Origin of the sequence: Xenorhabdus taiwanensis, assembly GCF_036512875.1 — a bacterium.
In the GTDB taxonomy this organism is placed as follows: Bacteria; Pseudomonadota; Gammaproteobacteria; order Enterobacterales; family Enterobacteriaceae; genus Xenorhabdus; species Xenorhabdus taiwanensis.
In genome coordinates this window covers 3,952,465-3,973,252 of record NZ_AP028978.1, presented here as the reverse complement: position 1 = coordinate 3,973,252, position 20,788 = coordinate 3,952,465, and the positions used below count along the sequence as shown (strand labels likewise).

Annotated in this window: 16 protein-coding genes and 3 pseudogenes; 3 read left to right on the top strand and 16 right to left on the bottom strand. The window is 41.0% G+C overall.

The window, feature by feature from the left end:
- Nucleotides 1-3 precede the first annotated feature (3 nt).
- The 6 genes and pseudogenes from ACE1SE_RS18635 to ACE1SE_RS18610 all read right to left on the bottom strand — a co-directional run bounded on the left by ACE1SE_RS18635 (nucleotide 4) and on the right by ACE1SE_RS18610 (nucleotide 7,923).
- Nucleotides 4-786: a 2OG-Fe(II) oxygenase gene (locus tag ACE1SE_RS18635; protein ID WP_374052114.1), complete on the bottom strand. Its 783-nt coding sequence runs from the start codon at nucleotides 784-786 to the stop codon at nucleotides 4-6.
- Nucleotides 787-1,142: 356 nt separating this feature from the next.
- Nucleotides 1,143-1,524: pseudogene (locus ACE1SE_RS18630) on the bottom strand (hypothetical protein); the annotation flags it as partial.
- 256 nt (nucleotides 1,525-1,780) lie between these two features.
- The gene (locus ACE1SE_RS18625; protein ID WP_374052113.1) at nucleotides 1,781-2,602 is read right to left on the bottom strand and encodes a TonB family protein; all 822 of its coding nucleotides are present in this window, start codon (nucleotides 2,600-2,602) and stop codon (nucleotides 1,781-1,783) included.
- A 20-nt stretch (nucleotides 2,603-2,622) separates the two neighbouring features.
- Nucleotides 2,623-5,574, bottom strand: a complete 2,952-nt coding sequence (locus ACE1SE_RS18620; RefSeq protein ID WP_374052112.1) for a TonB-dependent receptor domain-containing protein — start codon at nucleotides 5,572-5,574, stop codon at nucleotides 2,623-2,625.
- Nucleotides 5,575-5,592: 18 nt separating this feature from the next.
- The gene (locus ACE1SE_RS18615; protein ID WP_374052111.1) at nucleotides 5,593-7,068 is read right to left on the bottom strand and encodes a surface lipoprotein assembly modifier; all 1,476 of its coding nucleotides are present in this window, start codon (nucleotides 7,066-7,068) and stop codon (nucleotides 5,593-5,595) included.
- Between the two features lie 111 nt (nucleotides 7,069-7,179).
- On the bottom strand, nucleotides 7,180-7,923 hold the full coding sequence (locus ACE1SE_RS18610; protein ID WP_374052110.1) for a Slam-dependent surface lipoprotein: 744 nt from the start codon (nucleotides 7,921-7,923) through the stop codon (nucleotides 7,180-7,182).
- A 531-nt stretch (nucleotides 7,924-8,454) separates the two neighbouring features.
- On the opposite strand from ACE1SE_RS18610, the gene ACE1SE_RS18605 reads away from it, so the two are divergent.
- Nucleotides 8,455-9,219 carry a transferase gene (locus tag ACE1SE_RS18605; RefSeq protein WP_374052109.1) on the top strand — a complete coding sequence of 255 codons (765 nt, stop codon included), beginning with the start codon at nucleotides 8,455-8,457 and terminating at the stop codon, nucleotides 9,217-9,219.
- Here the strand turns inward: ACE1SE_RS18605 and ACE1SE_RS18600 are convergent.
- The 10 genes and pseudogenes from ACE1SE_RS18600 to ACE1SE_RS18555 all read right to left on the bottom strand — a co-directional run bounded on the left by ACE1SE_RS18600 (nucleotide 9,216) and on the right by ACE1SE_RS18555 (nucleotide 19,134).
- Nucleotides 9,216-10,703: a surface lipoprotein assembly modifier gene (locus tag ACE1SE_RS18600; RefSeq protein WP_374052108.1), complete on the bottom strand. Its 1,488-nt coding sequence runs from the start codon at nucleotides 10,701-10,703 to the stop codon at nucleotides 9,216-9,218. The two genes, ACE1SE_RS18605 and ACE1SE_RS18600, sit on opposite strands and share 4 nt — an antisense overlap.
- 120 nt (nucleotides 10,704-10,823) lie before the next feature.
- Complete coding sequence (locus ACE1SE_RS18595; protein WP_374052107.1) at nucleotides 10,824-11,387, bottom strand: transferrin-binding protein-like solute binding protein; 564 nt, start codon at nucleotides 11,385-11,387, stop codon at nucleotides 10,824-10,826.
- Nucleotides 11,388-11,663: 276 nt separating this feature from the next.
- Nucleotides 11,664-12,245, bottom strand: coding sequence for a HupA family protein (locus tag ACE1SE_RS18590; protein ID WP_374052106.1), 582 nt, complete (start codon nucleotides 12,243-12,245; stop codon nucleotides 11,664-11,666).
- A gap of 291 nt (nucleotides 12,246-12,536) precedes the next feature.
- Nucleotides 12,537-13,118, bottom strand: a complete 582-nt coding sequence (locus ACE1SE_RS18585) for a HupA family protein (RefSeq protein WP_374052105.1) — start codon at nucleotides 13,116-13,118, stop codon at nucleotides 12,537-12,539.
- Between the two features lie 292 nt (nucleotides 13,119-13,410).
- Entirely contained in the window at nucleotides 13,411-14,127 is a 717-nt protein-coding gene (locus tag ACE1SE_RS18580) for a Slam-dependent surface lipoprotein (protein ID WP_374052104.1), read from the bottom strand.
- Between the two features lie 242 nt (nucleotides 14,128-14,369).
- Nucleotides 14,370-15,215, bottom strand: coding sequence for a formate dehydrogenase accessory sulfurtransferase FdhD (gene fdhD, locus ACE1SE_RS18575; RefSeq protein ID WP_374052103.1), 846 nt, complete (start codon nucleotides 15,213-15,215; stop codon nucleotides 14,370-14,372).
- Between the two features lie 92 nt (nucleotides 15,216-15,307).
- Nucleotides 15,308-17,380: a plasmid pRiA4b ORF-3 family protein gene (locus ACE1SE_RS18570; protein ID WP_374052102.1), complete on the bottom strand. Its 2,073-nt coding sequence runs from the start codon at nucleotides 17,378-17,380 to the stop codon at nucleotides 15,308-15,310.
- A gap of 274 nt (nucleotides 17,381-17,654) precedes the next feature.
- Nucleotides 17,655-17,819: pseudogene (locus tag ACE1SE_RS18565) on the bottom strand (IS630 transposase-related protein); the annotation flags it as partial.
- Nucleotides 17,820-17,950: 131 nt separating this feature from the next.
- A pseudogene (locus ACE1SE_RS18560) lies at nucleotides 17,951-18,121 on the bottom strand (type II toxin-antitoxin system death-on-curing family toxin); the annotation flags it as partial.
- 149 nt (nucleotides 18,122-18,270) lie between these two features.
- Nucleotides 18,271-19,134 carry a YicC/YloC family endoribonuclease gene (locus ACE1SE_RS18555; protein WP_374052101.1) on the bottom strand — a complete coding sequence of 288 codons (864 nt, stop codon included), beginning with the start codon at nucleotides 19,132-19,134 and terminating at the stop codon, nucleotides 18,271-18,273.
- A 124-nt stretch (nucleotides 19,135-19,258) separates the two neighbouring features.
- Here ACE1SE_RS18555 and rph point away from each other — a divergent pair, with 124 nt between their 5' ends.
- Nucleotides 19,259-20,002, top strand: coding sequence for a ribonuclease PH (rph, locus tag ACE1SE_RS18550; RefSeq protein WP_374052100.1), 744 nt, complete (start codon nucleotides 19,259-19,261; stop codon nucleotides 20,000-20,002).
- Between the two features lie 101 nt (nucleotides 20,003-20,103).
- Nucleotides 20,104-20,745 (top strand): orotate phosphoribosyltransferase, encoded by a 642-nt coding sequence (gene pyrE, locus ACE1SE_RS18545; protein WP_374052099.1) that lies wholly within the window; start codon nucleotides 20,104-20,106, stop codon nucleotides 20,743-20,745.
- The last annotated feature ends 43 nt before the right edge of the window (nucleotides 20,746-20,788 follow it).

Below are 20,788 nucleotides of genomic sequence, written 5' to 3'. Positions count from 1 at the left end.
TTCTCAACTCCAATAAACTAACGGATCATTTTCAGAAATCACTCCAATGAAAGAACTAAGGGTTATACGATCTTGTTCTTTAACTGGGCGAACGGCATGTATAAAACGAGGATTTAATATGATTAAATCACGTACTTGTGGTTTAATTACTAAATCAGGTGTAGGCATATCGTGACGGTTAATACCATAATGTCGTGTTCCTTTCAGACGTTCATACTCTAGAGCACTAGGTTGAATATTCCACATTTCAAGCTCTCCACCGTTATCAGGAACTTGCATATAGATATTGGCTGAAAGTTGGTATTGCAATGTCCAATCAGTATTAGAGGGAAGTGTCCATTCTAAGTTATCAATATGAGGTTCAAGATCAACATTTGGAGTAAGATAACGGCAAACACCGACAAAACATTTTTGTTTTTTAACCGATAATAAATGAGCACCTTCCGGCCAAATATCATCTAATAACGTCCTGAAATGATCTACTGGTGAGACTAATTCACCAAATATATCACGTATCCGTTGGATGTTTTTTATTGCTTGTTGGTGATATTCTTGCCTTGTCTCGTCTGTCTTTATCTCAGCATAAGCTATACCAAGTCGAGTAAACTCTCGAGCGTGTCCGAGAGCGCCTTTATCCTGATGAAGGAATAATTGTTCTTTTGCTCTCTCAGTAGCTGCATTTTGAACAAAATTAGGTATCCTTATAGCTAATGCATCACCAGTGCATAGTGAGCGTAGGTGGTTACCTGTTAGTGACTTAACATCAATTTCTATTACTTTTCCCATATTATCTCCTTATGACAATGAGAGAAGATAATATGAATTAAATAATATAAAGTAAATAACAAGTAATAATTAATTTATTCATGAAAAATAAAAAATATATATGTAAGTCAACAATTTGTTTTTATTTGCCTTTTAACGATTATGAATGGTTTATGTTATATAATTATAATTTTTGATTATATTTATTTGTTTTTTATTGAGTTATTATAATCTTAAGAAATTTATAGATTTTTTATTATATTAATTCTTTATTTTTTAAATAAAAATAATTTCTAAAGTTTATTATTTGATTTTTTTAAAAGGAATTTATTAATCTAAATACTTTTTCATAATTATAATACATTCATGTTTCCTATTCATTTCAAATTGTTTTCCGAAATTGCGTTTAAAAATTCACATTTTTGATGAGTTGCCACATATAGCGACAGCAATGATTACGAGTGACCGTTTCATGTAATGATTGCCATAGACGTTCTATTTTATTCAACCAGGGTGAATAAACGGGAAGAAGTAACGGCGTGACGATAGGATTTTGAAATAACTACTCTTGAACTTAATATTTTTGATTTTTCCCCTGTGTGATAATCCGCTTTTGGGATTAAAGTAGATATCCACTTTATCTTCATAAACAACAGGATGTGACTCAGACATCTGAAGTAAGGTTTTGTTAATCCGGGTCATCCTCTCATCGCATTCCGGGTCGGATTGATGTAATGTCGGCACGGCTGGCCGCCGGACAGGATGGTCTGCTGGTTGACTTTGTAGCCTTGCTACACCGGATATCTTAAAGCATTTTTTCCAACATCATACGGAGGATGGTACAGTACAAAGTTCATTAACACCTCTCCCGTGAAAGTTATCCCATATTATGGTATTCCCAAAAATAGAGCATAAGGAAGAAAGCAAAATAATATTAACATCCATAGTTAGTCACCAACTAACTGATTAGCCACAATGATACTCAATCCTCACCTTACTTGGGAGCGAGAGGAATTTACCTCAAGGTAAAATCGAGTGTCAGTGTAACGTTAGACCCTGTGCCTGCTGGTATGGGGCCAACTGAATTGGCATTATTGATAGCATCAAGTGCGGCATTATCCAGTGTGCTATTGCCAGAGGAATTAACTACCCTGACAGCAGTTAATGTGCCGTCGTCTAGCAGGGTAAAGTGAACTGTGACTATACCTTGTTGTCTCATCCTCTTTGCTTTGCGGGGATAGCGTTTATGGCGTTCAATTTCTTGCCGCAGTCTTGCATAGTAATTATCCACTTCGCTATTTCCTTGCCCCACCAAAGGTTGTGACGTTGCCGCGCGGCTCATACTGCCTTCTGAATTAGCTTGATCGCTACCGTGCGTTTCTTGCTCTGTCTGATTGTATTTCTGTGCCTGTGGTGATTGGGTGGTTTTCTTTTCTGCCATTTCTTGCGGTTTTTCTTTCTGCTGCTTTTGGCGTTTCTTGGGTTTATCGGCTTCTGGCGGTTTGGCTACCTTCTTTTCAGGGTGAATGGCTCTATCCAGCACGAGTTCTGGTTTTGTTGGTGATTCCGGTGCAGTTAAAAGTGGGGATGGAGGAGAAACAGGCTCTGGTTTATTTTCCCACGATGGGGCAGCAACCATCGTAATGGATAGCCCCAGAGTAGAAGCGTCATTGTTGATATGATGTGCCGTATCATCATCATATGGAGTATGTCGGTTAAACAACCATATTAGACCGGTATGCAATAAAATGGCGATTAGGATACCAACCAGCAATCTCCTTCTGGGAATCAATGAAAAACAAGCGGCTGGATTATCTAATATGGCTGTGTTGGTCATACGATCCTCTAATTAAGTCCTTAAAACTGGCTGGTCAAACTGAGTTTGAAGGTTCTGCCCGGTGCTGGAATCATCGAACGCGTCAACGGATCGAGATAGTAGCGGTTAGTGAGGTTTGTGCCAGTTAACTCCATTGATATAGAGGAAGTGATTTGGTAGCTAATATAGGCATCAACCGTAAATACCGGATTCCAGCGCATTGGATTATTGGATTGTCCCTTATAAATGTCTGGTAAGGCATTCATCAGCCATTTTTCATCTTTGTTTTCTGCCTTGCTGTGGTAGAGCATTCGGCTGCCTAGCTCCAGTTTTTCATCAAACAGGCGGCCGCCGACGCTCAGGTTAGCTGAGTATTTTGGCTGGATAGAGGTGCGTAAATAACCGCCAGGAAAACCACCATCAATACATTCAGGTATGCCATAACGATTCTGGGAATCCAGTCTCATGACAGAATTACTGTCACAGACCTTATTTTTCATGTTATAGACCAACCCCATATCGGCAAAGAAACTGCCGTTGTCGTAACGTGCCTGTAGTTCCAAACCAGCCAATTTCTGTTTGTCCAGTTGGGAGAATTTATAGGTACTGTCCCTGTCGAACACATTTTCAATGATGGTGTTGTAATAGGAAAGTTTGATATCGGCATGGCGTTCAGCTTCGACTAATTGGCTGAAATCGTAGACTAAGCCGACTTCCGCGGTTTTGGCACGTTCAGGTCTGAATTTATGGCCTATTTGGTTGGTTGTAGAGCCTGAAAAACCGACAGTATCTTCAAAAATGCTGGGCATTCTTACCGCTTCGGCATAGCGGGCGTAGATACGGAAATCGTCAGTGACATAGGCCGTCGCGGAGAAAGTAGGTGCCCAAGCGTGATCCTTACGTTTTGGCGCAGCCTCCCAAGGATCGTTAACAGCAGGGCCTGGTACGCCATTTGCGTCAACTTTTTCGCCGTATTCATATTTATAGACTTCTTTGCCACTTATTGGGTCGATAACCCTTTCATTCATATCCAATTGACCATTGAAATAGGGGTTGCCGCTTTTACTGAGCTTGCCATTGCTGGTATCGTACTTCCAAGTGAATTCTTTTAGAACCATATAGCGTTTTTGCCCATCACGAACAAGAATAGAGTTAGTTGATAAACCTATTTCTTTTAATTTATTAGACAATTCCTTGCGTTCTTTTCGGCTCAATTTTCCATACAATCTTTTCTTGAGATAATCAGATTCTTTTGCTGTCGGCGTTTGGTAATAATTCATTGCATGGCCAATGGTTTCCCGTTGTTTCTGATAATGGTCATCTCTTGCGGCACGTCGTTCGTTAAGTAAATCATCTTGCGACCAATAAGAAACACGCTTGGCTCCTGCATTCAGTGATAACCATGAAGCTGGCCGCCAGTTAAGGTTAAAGGCGAGATTGATTTCCTGACGTTGTCCTTTCCGTGCCGGTGACTGGAAGAAATATAGATTGGTTGAATTATAATCATCATTGGAATCGAGGCGTTCCCGCTGGAAATTCCCCATTAAGGTCAGCTCTAAGCTAGGGTGTAGGGTAAATTTATTGGAAAGATCGATACCCCAACGATTATTTTGAGAATGGGTGATGGCGGTATTGATCAATGTGCCATCGATATTGGCGTTTTTGCCCTCAAGGCCATCTTCCCAACGCCAGTCTCTGTCGACGGGGGTGCGTGGATATCCTCCGGCGGTGTTGGTATTGCTGGTGGTGCGAGTTGTCCATAAGTTCATGTCGAAGTTGACATAAGGGTTATTCTCAGGCTGCCACTTATAGGTCAGGTTGGCAGCTTTCTGGTGAACTTTCGCTAACGGCCATTGAGGAACTTTATTTTCTTCGGGTGTAACCCAGCCCAAGCGTGAAGGCATGATATCACCAAATTCCATATGGGTATTACGAAATCCCAACTGTAGAGTCTGATCTTCGGTGAAACGCCAAGTATTTTTAATTAATACGGAACGCATTTCACTGGAAGTATTGGGAACTTCATTACCGGGGCGATAGATACGAGCAGCAAAAGGCAGATAGGGATCCAGTGTTGTCTGGACATTCTTCATGAGTTCCCTGTCATTTTCCGTAATCGGCTCATCATAACGATGGGCGCCACCTTTTCCGGCAAAATAGTTACCCTGACGACGGTATGCATAGGCCAGCATTAGATCAAAATATTCTTGCCGTGTTCCTAATGCGAAACGGAAAGCATTATCTTTGAAGCCAAACAGTTTATTGTCTTTCGATGAATGAGGTGTGACTTGCAACTCCGGATCGGTTTCAACCTTATTTTGGATAAAGTCAGGAATATCGCGGTAGTCTTGCCCCAATGATAGGGACGGTGTGCGCTCTCTCACTGAGTTGCTACTAGTTTCCAGTTTAGTATTGATGCCAAAAGTTTCCCCTTTCGGCACTACATCATCAATGTCTAGGGTTTTTATGGATACAGCGCCGCCGACAGAACTTTTAATTCCACGGCTCAGTGAAGAACCCTTTTCGATTTCAATGCTACTGATTAAATTTGGATCGATGTAGTTACGGTTATTGGCCCCATTATAACCACGCCCTACGGTAATAGCTTGTTCTGTGCCATCAATGGTGACGGGAATGCGTCCTTGCCCCTGAACGCCACGGATATTGACATCCAGAGCACCACTATTGCGGGCGTCACCGCTATATACGCCCACCGCATCTTTCAGTAAATCGGCAGGAGAAGACCCTTTATAGCGTTCTATCTGTTTTTTGCCGATGTAGATATTGGAGATATCTTTATCATAGACTGCGTTATAACCCTCTTCATCTTTAGCGCTGTTATCCGTGACACGAATCTTGCCCAGATCTGTCTTGCTATTTGAGGTTATGACTGTCGGTTCGGATTCGGCAAACAAGGGCGGTGCTGTCAATGAAAAGGCCAGTGACAATGCAATTGTGATAGGGGTGAACTGTGTTTTAACTCGGTATGCCATTGATACCTCCATTTTTGGTTAAAAATACTTTTCCAACCTGATTAGCACTTCATTTTTGTTATAGCTGTACAGCCAATCCACATTGCTGTGATTGCGTCGATGGCGGAAAGTGAAAGAAGGTGTCATGCCCCATATTTCAGCGGCAGGGACTTTGATAACAGCGGTATATATTTGCTCATTTTCTTGCCGTTTAACTTCAAATATCGGGTTATAAGCATCAAAGCGGCGGGCTCTTAGCGTGGCAAACAGGGAGCCATTAATACCGGTATAAATCTGTCCGGCTATTCCTGCCCGAAAGCCCCATTGTTGATAACTATCTGTAGGATGAAGGTCGTTATTCCGATATACCCAGTCACCACCGCCAAACAGAACAAATTCTTTGCTGATAGTATGGGATAGGGTGAGGTAGGAAGAGGTTAGTGCACCATTTTTCCAACGGTAATTTTGCCTATGTCGCAGTAGCTTATGTTCAAGTTCAACATTAAGGGCTGTTTTCTTGGTTAATACCCATCTCCATTCTGTTTTAGCGCCTATGGAGTGAGAGAAGGTATAATCAGCACGTTGTTTATATTCATACAGAGGACCGAAGGAGATATCGTGGTTCCTGCTTTTATAGTTGTATCCCCCGACCAGCAGAAATGTATTCTCGTTTTCATCATGATAATCACGATAGTTTTCACCATAAATCAAGCTGCGGCCAAAAATGCCATGATGACCGGAAAGTTGGTAACGTCGGCTTACTGTCGCATCATAAGACATACCCCACGCTTTGATAGCTTTTGGTATATGGCGTTCTTTATGGCAGCCACCGTTAGGATTAGGGATTAAGCAAGTGGGGGGAGACTCAGAAGACATATTCACATTATCGTTATAGGCATAACCGACCGAGAAAGAGCCGCGCCAGCCATTTCTCAATGCTATTGCTTTTAGATAGCTGTCGATATTTTTCACAACTGTTTCTGGTAATTCGTACTGTTTGCTTAATCCGGTAAACAGTTGTTCAGATTCCCGATTTTTATGATCTTCAAAATAGACGCGGGCCAGTTCCAATTTAATTCGTGTGAAGTCCGGTTGTTGGTTCAGAATTTGTTGATAATGATAGGCAGCGAGGTCCAGGTTTCCTTCAAAGCGAGCCAGACTACCCTGAGCAAAGGAGACCAACATAACATCATGCCCTGGCATTTTTTGGTAAATAGTCAGAAAGCGGTTAACATCTGACCATTGTTGGTGGTTGACGGCAAGGTAGAGCGCTTGGCTGATATCATTCAGGTTGTTTTCTACCAGAAATGTTTGTCCATTAATGACAATTAACGATGAACCATCCTTAGAAAAAATGGGTTCTGGTGTAATCAGATTGTCTTCATTTTCTCGTTGATTGTATTGTGTTTCCTGCCAGATTTTGTGGCTGGTATCTTCATCGGCATATGTTGGCAGGGACAAGCATAAAGCCATAAGTGCCGTTAATAATATAGGGGTCGTTCTATTATCAGACATTATAAAACCAGATCACAAAGCCCACATTAAAAATAAATGGCAATAAATAAACCCGTTAAATAAAACAGAGAACAATGCCATTTTTGACATTGTTCTCTGAAAAATGAATGACTACTGTTTAGAACCACCAAAAGCGGTATCTTTGGAACTGTCACCTTCAAATTTGGCATATCCGGCCAGACTGGAAGCACTGTCACCAAAGAAGTGACCTTGAGTTGTTCCATCAAGAGCACCAATCTTGGCATCACCCTCAAACCTGGCATCATCATAGATATCGGCATCGATATTTAATGTCATCGCAGTATTTGACATAGAACCAATCAGTGTTTGCTCACCAAAGTTTGCGGTCAATGTACCAGAGAGAGCATTGTCACCACTGTATTGGTTAATACCTTGCACCATATAGGTTGCTGTACCATCGGTTGGCATATTGGTAGTGATATCCTTACCTGCATAATAAACCGTATGGGTATCATCACCAGCTTGACCGGTCTGAGACCATTCACCGAAGTAAACGTCAGCATTGGCGACTTTGCTGAAATGGAATACACCCATACCACCATGAGAGCCTGGTGCACCTGCTCTTGAGATATTATGAATCCCATTACTGTCCGTTGGTGCCATGCGAGTCAAGCCAGAAAAACCGATGAGTTTTCCTCCCCCGATGGAACTGACCCCAATGCCAGGGTCGCCACTCGCACCACCGTGTGAATTTGAACCAGTTTCGGTTGCACCAACCTTAACATATGATGGCGTGCTTATTTGACTCTGCCCAAAACCGACTTCTGCCTGAGCCTGTGCCATAAATCCCAATGTGCCTAAAGCGGCGATTAATACGTTGAACTTTTTCATCATTATCCTCGTTTGAAGTGGGGGATCCCTCATTACCCAATCTTAAAAACGGCCTGATTTATCGCGCGAGAAAAACGTACACTGTTCAAATGATAATGTAAATGATAATTATTATTATTTGTTTCACTGATAATAGGGTTTATTAGTCAATGCTTTTTTTATTTTATTGATTTTTATTTTATTTTTTGCATTATAGGTAAGGTTTTATCTATCTGCTTTTTTTAAAAAAATGTGAAGCTGGTAGATTTTATTTACTAAAGTTATTTAGTTGTTAACAAGTTAATTAGCATTAAAAAAGTTTCTAATGTAATTAAATTAATAGGGTTATATAACCATTTATATAATCAAATAAAGTTAATGAATATATTTTATATGGGGAAATATTAATCTCCTATTGTGGAAGATAATGAGTTATGGTGAAATTTGAGCGCAAAGAACCAATCAAATAAATGTTTACCGTTATTTAAAAGAATAAAGGGTATATCAGTTTTCATATATCTATCTGGCTGAAAAAAGCCTAATTGGAGATGAATTATGGAAGCAAAAATTGTTATTCAGTCTGCTGAAGAAAGGACAGATCTTGGTAATGAAATAGAAGTCATTATTGATAACAATTGGCCTCTATTTATGAATTATGATGCAGTAGCTGAACAAAATTGGCATAAATTATATGAGCCTGGTTTTAGTCACTTTCAAAAACTTGCCATTCTGCAACAGGGGAAAGAAGAACGTCTTATTGGCCTGCTGAACTCAGTTCCTTTTCCCTGGGAAAACCGTTCATTAGACCAATTACCTGATGAAGGTTGGGATGCGGTATTTGACGCTGGTGGGAAAGCTAAGGGAAAGGTGCAAGCCAATCTGGTTTCTGCTCTGAGTGTGACGGTTGATCCTGCGTTTCGCGGGCAAAATATTCCAGCTTTATTGATTAACAGTTTGAAACAGACTGCCCGAGATGAAGGCTTGCAGGGGCTGGTTGTTCCTGTCAGGCCGAGTTTGAAAAGCCAATATCCTCTGCAAGACTTTATCGAATATTGTGGCTGGAAAAATGATAAAGGCGAACCGTTTGATCCGTGGATCCGCACCCATTGTCGATTAGGTGCCAAAATCATCAAGCCAGCTCTGCGCTCCATGGATATTTATGGCACTTTGGAACAGTGGCAAGAATGGACAGGCATGAAGTTTCCGCAAAGCGGGGAATACGTTATTCCAAGTGGTCTGGTGCCATTGGTGGTAGATGTTGAAAAACAGATGGCTTATTACATTGAGCCTAATTTGTGGATGTACCACAGCCTTGATTAAAAATATTTCTCTAACTGTATCTGTACTTCGTTTTTATCGTAACTGTATAACCAGTTCACATTACTGCGATTGTGTCGATGGTGGAAAGTTAAAGATGGTGTCATGCCCAATATCTTAGCGGCAGGAAATTTAATGGTAGCAGTATAGATTTGTTCATTATCCTGGCGTCTGGCACCCAATAATGGGCTGTAAGCGCCGAAACGTTGTTTTCTCAGTGTGACAAGCAGCGAGCCATTAATGCGGGGATAGAGTTGTCCAGCTATTCCTGCAGTTACTCCCCATTGTTGATAGCGAGCCATGGGTTGTTGATTATTTCGATAGCTCCAGTTTCCACCACCAAACAGAACTAATTTATCATTGATGGCATGAGACAGACTGAAATAGGATGAGGTAAATTCGCCGTCTTTCCTGCGGTAAAGCGGCTGATAACTCAATTTTTTATGTCCAAGTTCAACATTAAGGGCGGTTTGTTCAGTGATAGCCCACTGCCATTCTATTTTGGCACCGATGGCATGGTATTCGGTATTCCCTGTACGCTGTTGATATTCAAATAGGGGGCCAAAGGAGAAATCATGGCTCCTGTTTTTATAGCTGTAGCCACTGATCAGCAGGAACATATTTTCGTTTTCGTCGTGATAATTGGGATAATTTTCACCATAAATCAGACCTTGGCCAAAAATGCCGTGATGGCCGACAAGCGGGTAGCGTCGGCTTAAGGTAGCGCTGTAAGTCCCACCCCATGCTTTGATAGGTTTTGGCACGCTACGTTCAATTATGCACTTTCCCTTTATGGAACGTAGGCAGATTGGTTTCTGATTTGGCGACATATTTATATTATCGTCATAGGCATAACCAAATGAGAATGAACCACTCCAATCATTTCTTGAGGTTATTGCAGCCAGATAACGGTCAATATTCTTCAAGACCATTTCTGGTAACTGATATTGTTTACTGATTTCTTTAAATAACTGCGCGGATTCCTGATTTTTATGATCTTCAAAATAAATACGCGCCAGTTCCAGTTTAATACGGGTAAAATTCGGTTTTTGACGTAGGATCTTTTGATAGTAAGAGGTAGCAAGCGCTAAATTTCCTTTAAGATGTGCCAGCCTGCCTTGAGCAAAATCTCTGAGTAACGGATCGTACCCAGGAACTTTTTGATAAATTGGCAGAAGGCGTTTGACGTCTTGCCACTGCTGATGGTTAATGGCAAAGTACAGTGCTTGACTGATGTCCTTAAGATTGTTTTCAACTTTAAGTTCTTGCCCATGAGTCATGGCTAATGAGAAGCGATCTTTTATAGAAATGGAATTTGAAGTTTTATTTTTTTGTTTATTGTGTAGTTGATTATATCGTGTTCCTTGCCAAATCTTGTGGCCAATATATTCATTGGCATAAACTGCTGAGGACAGGAATGAGATCAGCAGTACTATAAGTAATATTGGAAATATTTTCTTTTCAGTCACTTTTTTTTGATCAGACATAGTTAAAATCCGATTAATAAGGCCTCTATTTATTTGAAATAAACAATTTGGAAATAAATAGGGTAAAGAAGATGAAGAGAAAAACAGTGCCCCACATGACACTGTTTTCGAGGTATTTAATTATTTCTGTTTATCACCATTGAAAAGAACATATCTATATTTGTCCTTACCAAAAAATATGGCATTCCCCCCTGTCAGAAAGGAGGCGGAATCACCAGTGAATTTCCCATAGGTGACTCCTTTCTTATTAATACTTCCTCTGGCTCTGGCGTTACCGAGAAACCGGGCTTCTTCATTTATATGGGCATTTATATCTATTTTTAGTGAACTATTGCTCAGTGAACCATCCAGTTGGTTGGTATCAAAATCTGCGGTTAATTTACCGACAAGGGGGGTGTGACTAGGATCTTCTTGGTTAAAGCCTCGTACTTTATAGATTGCAGTGCCGCTAATGGGCTGCTTGGTTGCAATATTTTTGCTTGTATCAAAAACAGTATGGATGATATCCGATTTATCGGGCGTTTTTTGTGCCCATTCCCCAAGGTAAATTTCCCCTTTTTCTTGCTCGAGCAGAAAATGTGGAGTGGTCTCTTGCTGGCTTATATTGTCCGTAATTTTTGCCTGGACCTGTGTAGTAAATCCAATAATGCTTAACATAGCGATTAATATATTTAGCTTTTTCATAAATAGCCTCACGGAGTATTGAATGTCTTGTTATCCTGTTATAATGGTATCCTGAATTTTTTGAGTGAAAATTACATGTAAAAAACGCACGTAAAATAAAATGTATACTGCACAAATAGTGGTGTGGATAATTTGTTTTTATGTTTTGTATTTGTTGTTTTTATTGCTTGCACTAGAGTCTACATAAATAAAAAACAATTAATTGAAATAAAAATAAGAGTGGCAAATAAGATGAAATCATTACCTCAAATGACACCGTTTTCGGGTGATGAATTATTACTGTTTATCGGCGCCAAACATAGCAGCTTTTCCCTCTTTATTAAATATGGCCCATCCTGAAAGAGAGGGCTGGATATAAGGTATTTCAATGAATTTCCCAAAGGAGATCCCATTAATTTTCTCATAGTAGTCCTTACCAATAGTACCGCTGGCTGTGGCTTTACCTGAAAAATAGCCATTGGTTTCTATATTGGCATCAATACCTATAGTTAGTAAACTATTGCTTATTGAACCAACCAGTTTTTTGCTATCAAAATTTGCGGTTAATTTGCCGTAGAGATAATTACGGCCACTAAGGTCTGTAATGCCTTTTGCTGTATAGATCGTTGTACCGTTATTTGGTATCTCGGCTATCACTTCCTTCACTTCCTTGTCTGTATTAAAAACAGTATGGATAATATCCGAAGTATCGGGCGTTTTTTGTGCCCATTCCCCAAAGTAAATTTCCCCCTTTTCTTTCTCGAACAGAAAATTAGGGTTGGTTTCTTGCTGACTGAGACCATCCACAATTTTTGCCTGCGCTTGTGTGATAAATCCAACAACGCCTAACATAGCGATTAATATATTGAACTTTTTCATAAGTATCCTCACGGAGTATTGAATGTCTTGTTATCCTGTTATTAAGAGCGTCCTGAATTTTTGAGGTGAAATTTATGCGTAAAAAATGCACAGCAAATAAAATGTATACTGGATAAATAGTGGTGTAAACGATAAATTATTATTATGTTTTTTGTTTGTTTAGTTTCCATTGCTTACTAAAATTAGAATCCACATAATTTAGACGTCAATTATTTGAAATAAAAATAAAATATTCGTATAGGGTAAAGAGGAAAACAGGGCCTTAAATGACACTGTTTTTGGGAGGATAAATTATTGCTGTTTAGCTCCTTGGAATATAGCAGCTTTTCTCTCTTTATTGAATATAACCCCTCCGGTCAGAAAGGAACCAATATAAGGTAATTCAGCTAATCTCCCAAGGGAAATCCCATCCATTTTCTTATAGTACACTCTATCAAAAGTACCGCTGCCTGTGGCTTTACCTGAAAAATAGCCATTGTTTTTTATATTGGCATCAATACCTATAGTTAGTGAGCTATTGTTCAGTGAGCCAACCAGTTTTTTGCTATCAAAATTTGCGGTTAATTTGCCGGAAAGAGAATCACGGCTATGGTCATGAAGGTCTGTAGTACCTTCTACTGTATATATTGCAGTACCGCTATCAGGCAGTTTGGTTGTTACCTCTTTGCCTGCATTAAAAACAGTATGGGTGGTATCCGAAGTATCAGGCGCTTTTTGTGCCCATTCCCCAAAGTAAATTCCCCCCTTTTCCTTATCGAATAGAAAATGGGAATTGGTTTCCTGCTGGTTTATACTATCCGCAATTTTTGCCTGAGCTTGTGTGATAAATCCAATAACGCCTAACATAGCGATTAATATATTGAGCTTTTTCATAAGTAGCCTCACAGAGTATTAAGTGTTTTGTTATCCTGTTATAAGAGCGTCCTGAATTTTTGGAGTGAAATTTATGAGAAAAAAATGTACAGCAAGTAAAATGTATACTGGACAAATAGTGGTGTAAATAACAAATTATTATTACGTTTTATATTTGTTTTGTTTCATGGCTTGCACAATTAGAGTTTATTTAAATTAGAAAATAATTTATTGAAATATAAAGGTAATAATTATTAAAAATATGAAGTGGAAAACAGTGTCAAAATGACACTGTTTTCTGGAGGATAAATAATTATTCTTTAGCACCGCCGAAAGCAGTATCTTTGTTTCTGTCGCCATCAAATTTGGCATACCCTGCCAGCGCGGAGGCGGAATTACCGTAGAATTTCCCATCGGTAACCCCATTAATACTCCCGTTGGCTGTGGCTTTACCTGAAAATCCGGCATTGTCATTTATATTGGCATTAATACCAATATTTAGTGAACCATTACTCAGTGAGCCATCCAATTTTTTAGAACCAAAGTTTGCGACGAGTTTGCCGGAGAGGAGATTACTGCCGCTATATTGGCTCAGGCCTTTTACTGTATAGGCCGCAGTGCCGCCAGTGGGCAGATTGGTTGTAGCATCTTTACCTGCATAAAAAACAGTATGAGTAACATCCGATTTATCGGGCGTTTTTTGTGCCCATTCCCCAAAGTAAACTTCTGTATTGGGAACCTGACCGATATCGATATACTGATTTTCGATACCAAATTTTGCACCATCCACTTCGGTATGATAGATGCCATTCTTGTCAAGTGTAGAGAAACCTTTCAATTGAGAGGCAGGAAGTAGTTGATCTTTTGCTATGGGTAAAGTGATACCCAGAGCGGGTTCACCATTTACTTCTCCGATTATAAGGTGTGGATCGGTTTCTTGTTGGCTTATACCATATTCAATTTTTGCCTGAACTTGTGTAGTAAATCCAACAATGCCTAACATGGCGATTAATATATTGAGCTTTTTCATAAGCAACCTCACAGAGTATTGAATGTCTTGTTATCCTGTCATAAGAGCGTCCTGAACTTTTTTTGTGCAAGGTGCGCGCAAAAAATGCGCAGCAAATAAAATGTATGTTGGCTAAACAGCGATGTAAATCGTAAGTTATACTTATGTTTCTTGTTTGTTTAATCCCATTGCTTGTGCAAATCAGAGCTGAATTGATGAAATTAAATTGTTTTTTGAGGATGGAATGAATTTGTGGATTTCAATTAATCCACTAATCGTTGAGGGTGGGTATATACTGTTGCCCGTCCTGGCTTGCAAAATCCGATCAGCGTTAGGTTACATTTCTGTGCGATTTCAATGGCGAGTGAGGTTGCAGCAGAAACGGCAAATAAAATTTCTACCCCACAATTGGCAGATTTTTGCACCATCTCATAACTGGCACGGCTGGAAACCAGCACAGCACCTTGTTGCCAGCCCATTTTTGCTCGCATTCCCAGTAATTTATCCAGTGCAACATGGCGGCCAACATCTTCATAACCACCAAGCAATTTTCCCTCTGAGTCAATCCAACCCGCCGCATGGGTACAGCCAGTGAGCACGCCGATTTCCTGAACATGTGGTAATTGGGCAAGTGCTGTATCAAGGTAGGAGAGCGAAAATGTTTGGGTGAAAAGCAGGGGGGTAATTGGGCGAAAGATCTCTGAGAGTTGTTCTGTGCCGCAAATACCGCAACCCGTTCTCCCAGCCATAGTGCGTCGGCGCTCTTTTAATCTCGCAAAACGACGGCTGGAAAGCTCAATGTGCAGTTCAATACCACCGTGGTAGCTGACTATTGAATCAATCCCTCGAATTTCCTGCGCAGATGTAATAATTCCTTCTGATAAAGAAAACCCGATAGCGAAATGGTCAAGATCTTTTGGGCTCGCCATCATCACGACATGGGAAATACCGTTATAGATTAATGCAACAGGCACTTCCTCGGCTACCCAATCTGGCGTCGGACTACCCAATCGATCACTTTGTTTGGCGTTTTTTTGTTGTACATTAATGCGAGAAGCACCGTTGATTCCTTCCATGATTAACTTATTTTCTGACCTTCCATTTTCCATTAAGTAATTCCCCTGTAGTTTTATTCATAATACTTTTCGTGTGGATATATAAGGAAACCGGAGGCTATTCTTTTCCTCCGGTTTATTGATTTTTAGTGATTAGCGAATGCCTGGAGATTCTTATTAACCTTTTTTTTATCAAAAGGTTCTAGTGATTCACTTGGGGATAATCCCACAAATTCTAATTGCTCTGCTTCATCTTCAGTCAGGAGTTTCTTTCTTCTCAACTTGAGCAAATAGTTCCAATTCCAAATGCCACCAGAATCTTCTGCCGGACACATACCATTACCTGCGGTGACTTCAGGCTGGATAATATCTTTTGGCAGGATTTTCTCTACTGTTATTTGATGGAACCAATCATCACCAAAGTCATATTGGTAATTGAGTTCGTCGCCAACATCACCCAGAAATGCGCCGATGCACATTTGGTCATAATGTTCTTCAGGAATGTCGATTCCTGCAAAACTAAAACTGAATAGATGAGCATTTTCCCAACCCATGGCAGTTTGTATCACATCATGAAATTCACTGAGTGTTAGCTGATTGCTGACACGGATCCGGCGCCATACGGCTGGCGTTGCATCAAATAAGCTTACTTTGAGAACCAAACCTTGCGGTTCAATCTCTTCCTCTTGTTCCATGTAGAAATATTCAAAGCTGAGTTCAGACAAAGTATCAAATAAAGCAAATTTTTTGCGATTTAGTCCAGGATCTCTGAGGGCATAAGCCAAATCTAAATATTGATCGACCAAATATGGCGCTTGTGATGACAGTCTGTATTGTTCGATTGAAGCGGAATAAGTCAGACGTTCAGTAAACAGCTCTCGGTTTGCATAATAGTAGAGCTTCAATAAGTCTCTGGGTTTTTTCGCTTTCAACAAGCATTCTTCTGGCGCCAGCCAAGACAGTATTAATGATGAACCCATGGTGATGCCAAGGCGATTCTGATCCTGTCGCTTCGGATCAACTTGATATCCGAATTTCTGGCTCCAGTGTTCAAGTTTAAATGCTTCTGGCTGTGTCCATTCGATGGGAAGTTGTGACAACCAATACAGTGAGTCGAGATCGAGCGGAGTGTTTTTATTCTGTTGAACTGAAAGTATCCACGGTAAAATCTGTTGCAGCCAGTCAGGGGAAACCGGAGTAAAGTCAACATAAGCCTCATTATTGCCTAAATCTTCAATCAGTTCGGGGATGGTTCTCTCAGGAGCAACATTCTTGAAGCTCTCGCGGATACCAGATTTAAAATCCAGCATCATATTCATTTGATATTCTTGACCATCCAGCGTGATTGTCATCATCATGCTGGCACAGTCATTTCCATCAACATGAGTGACATATAATTCGTGTATCTTCGCTGTTTCCTGTGCTCTATTGTGGTGCGACATCGCCTTTTTTTTCCAGCGCTTAAAACAGGAATTAATGGCAGGATGGCGGTTAAACCGTGCACACAAATTAACAAGTTGCAGGTAGGATAAATTTGCCCATGCAGAAGAAGAGCAATCGTCCAATGTTTGCGCACAGGCAAGGGCAATGGGTTCTTCAAAGTATTGAGTGAGTAATAGCAGGGCATCTATCCCCCATGAATGCTTGGCGACTTCCGTCAATAGATGAGGTAAGGCTTCATGAGGAACGACGGAAAGACCGCTTTCAAAAAAGCCAACAAATTCAATGCCAGAATGAATTTCAAACTGCTTAAATAGTTGGTTTAAGTTTAAGGGTTTTTTAGGAAAAGTCGCTATGTTGGTGTTATCAGGGTATTGGGGGGCATCCAGTAGTTGGGTGATATCAGTTTTGATATGAAACTGATTTCTTTTCAGGATGGATATACATAGCAACACGCATTCGCTATTAATCTCAAATTTTTCTTTGGTATGAACCAATATTTGCTCAATGATTTCTTCAAGCTGCTGCTTGGCTTCAGCAGGCAATTTGTTTGCTGTTAATGCAAGTTCCGCTATGGCAGCTTCAAGCCAATGGTTAATGCTGTCGCCTATCTCCGTCATCGCTTCCTTGGGCAGTGCTAGTACCAGGCTAATCAACAAGAAGACGTTTTCTGGATCGGAAAACCATTGTATTTGCTTTGGGGTTAAGGAGCGTTGTTTCTCAGGAGCATGGGCGTATTTTTCTATTGCAGATAGCAATTTTTCAGGTGTTAATTTCATTATCAACCTCTTCAATATATCTATATTTCAACTAAGAAGAGTGCTGGTTATCACGCTGTCATATCCATCATTCCCCTTTACTATTATTCAATAGTCTAACCTGAATTTTTGTGAGGGCAGTAAGTTTGTGTTGAAATTTATCCGGTTATTTTCCAAGCTACTGCTTTGTGGTTTGTAACTTGAAATCGACAGGATCTGGCAATGCCATTCCGTTGTTTGGCAAGGTAAGATAATGAGTAATCGTATTGCTCCTATTCTCCCACAATTTAGAACAAGAGTTAGAGGTGATGGAGATCCGAAGCCGTTTCAAGGCGTAATGAATAGCTGATTGTGAGACACCTAAACGTTTTGCTCTTTCCCATTGATAGTCATCGGGAAAGTTTTGGACATCCGCCATGAACATCACATCAGGGATTTTCATGGCGGGTTTATCGTGGGTCGCCAGATGAATCTGTTCATTGAGTAAGTAGCTTAAACCAGCATGAATGCTGGATTGGTGTTATTCAATATTTTCTAGGGGTACACGGCAAAACAAGGTGTTCACTCATTCCCATAAAAAGTAAGTTGTGATTATGTCTTACAGCTTGGGTCAGTATAGTCCACCAATTCGCGCAGATGTTGCGCCGACTGCTCAACAGTCTTCTCACCCGTAGCTGCATCTACTGTTAAGTTTTCTAATGTATTGTCGTTATCACGGATCTTGATACCGTTGCGGTAAAGAAAAATCATGGTAACTCCGAAGCAATGCACGATAAAGTGATAGGCACGTTCATTGAGCGTAACTATTATATTTCATAACAAATCTAACCATTGGATTCATGACCAAAAAAAAGCCAGAGATAACAAGGTATCTACTGGCTTTATGATGTGCCGTGATTCGCTAAGAAGCGTTACTCAATATTTTGAATCTGCTCGCGCATCTGCTCAATCAATACCTTCAGCTCAATCGCAGAATTCGTTACATCTGCATTAATTGATTTGGAAGCCAATGTATTTGATTCGCGGTTAAATTCCTGCATCATAAAATCCAGTCGGCGGCCGACGGCTTCTTTTTTCATCAGGATATTACGTGTTTCTTTGACATGGGCATCCAGACGATCCAATTCTTCTGCCACATCAATACGCTGGGCTAATAAAATTAGCTCTTGCTCAAGGCGATTATTATCTAACTGAATTTGTGCTTCTTCCAGCTTGGTTTGTAAGCGCTCGCGCTGCCATTGTAGTATTGCCGGCATTTGTTCTCGGACTTTAGTCACTTCCACAGTTACCGTATCCAAACGCTGCTCAATCAATGACTTGAGCGCTTGTCCTTCGGTTTCACGACTCTGGATAAAAGAATTTAGCGTCAGATCTAATTCTGCTAATAATTGTGCACTGATGGTATCTAAATCCTGTTCTTCGGCAGACATTACGCCTGGCCAGCGCAGGATATCTACTGGATTAATTTCACCTTCATTGCTCTGTTGTTTAACCCAGCTTGCTGCGTCAACCAGTTGTTTTGCTAGTTTTTCATTCAGGAGCAAGGAATTTTGGCTAAGGGTATTCAACTCAAAACGCAGGTTACATTCTACTTTACCGCGCGTCAGGCGGGAACGAATGCGCTCACGGATGACAGGTTCAAGGCTTCTGAATTGCTCTGGCAGGCGAATATAGGTTTCTAAGTAACGCTGATTGACAGAACGCAGTTCCCACGCTGCATTTCCCCAATCTCCCCTGATATCTCTCCGTGCAAAAGCAGTCATACTACGGATCATAATTCGTTCCCAATTTATAAAATGATGTGCGGATTATAGCGCTCCGTGTAGATGCAGGATAGGCATTCGCCGCTTTAGGCCGTATAATGCGCCCCTAAAATGTACGAACAACGGAGATCACACTATGAGCTTAGTAGGAAAGCGTCCAGCAGGAAGGTCAGCAGGGCAGGTGCGTCCTATTAAAATGACCCGTCATTACACCAAACATGCGGAAGGTTCTGTTCTGGTGGAATTTGGGGATACTAAAGTGTTATGTAATGCCTCCGTTGAAGAAGGAATTCCCCGTTTTCTGAAAGGCCAGGGACAAGGTTGGATCACCGCCGAATACGGCATGTTGCCACGGGCAACCAATAGCCGTAATGCGCGTGAGGCTGCCAAAGGCAAACAAACAGGCCGCACGATGGAAATCCAACGCCTGATTGCACGTTCATTACGTGCAGCCATCGACTTAAAAAAGCTAGGTGAATTCACTATTACGCTGGATTGTGATGTGATTCAAGCGGATGGCGGTACTCGTACTGCGGCTATTTCTGGCGCTTGTGTGGCACTGGTCGATGCCCTAAATAAACTAGTTGCGGAAGGTAAACTGAAAGAAAGCCCACTAAAAGCAATGGTTGCGGCAGTATCTGTTGGCATCGTTGAGGGTGAAGGACGTTGTGATCTGGAATATATCGAAGACTCTGCGGCTGAAACTGACATGAATATCGTCATGATGGATGACGGCAGAATGATTGAAGTGCAGGGTACGGCAGAAGGTGAACCGTTCAGCCATGATGAGTTACTCTCACTGCTCTCATTGGCAAAAGAGGGATTGGATACGATTTTCAAAGCGCAGCGAGATGCGTTAGAACAAGATCCATTAAAATAATAAATAAATCAGGCGGCTGAAGAGTCGCCTTTTTTATGCCTGTAATAAATTTACCTGCAATATAGTAATGAATGACAAGAGATCAAAGAGGAGAAACCCCAATGAAAGCCTATCAGCGCGAATTTATTGAGCTGGCACTGAAAAAACAGGTGCTGAAATTTGGCGAGTTTACGCTGAAATCTGGTCGCAAAAGCCCGTACTTTTTCAATGCGGGCCTGTTTAATACCGGACGTGACTTGGCGTTGATTGGTCGTTTCTATGCGGCAGCGTTGCTAGATAGCGGAATTAAGTGCGATTTGCTGTTTGGGCCGGCTTATAAGGGGATCCCGATTGCGACAACTACCGCAGTAGCATTGGCTGAACATCATGATATCGATATGCCTTATTGCTTTAACCGCAAAGAAGCTAAAGATCATGGTGAAGGTGGATCGCTGGTTGGTAGCCCTCTGCAAGGTAATGTTGTAGTTGTGGATGATGTCATTACCGCAGGTACGGCGATTCGTGAGTCGATGGAAATCATTAAGCAGCACGGAGCAACGCTATCCGGTGTTATTTTGTGCCTGGATCGCCAGGAACGCGGGCGTGAAACGCTTTCAGCGATTCAAGAAGTTGAACGTGACTACCATTGTCAGGTTTTCTCCATCATTACCTTGAATGATTTGGTAAGTTATTTGCGCGAAAATCCAGAGATGCAATCTCATCTGGAAGCAGTAGAAGCTTATCGCAAAGAATACGGTATTTAATGGTCAGTAATTTGGGTTGAGTGAAAAAAATCCCTCGCCCAAG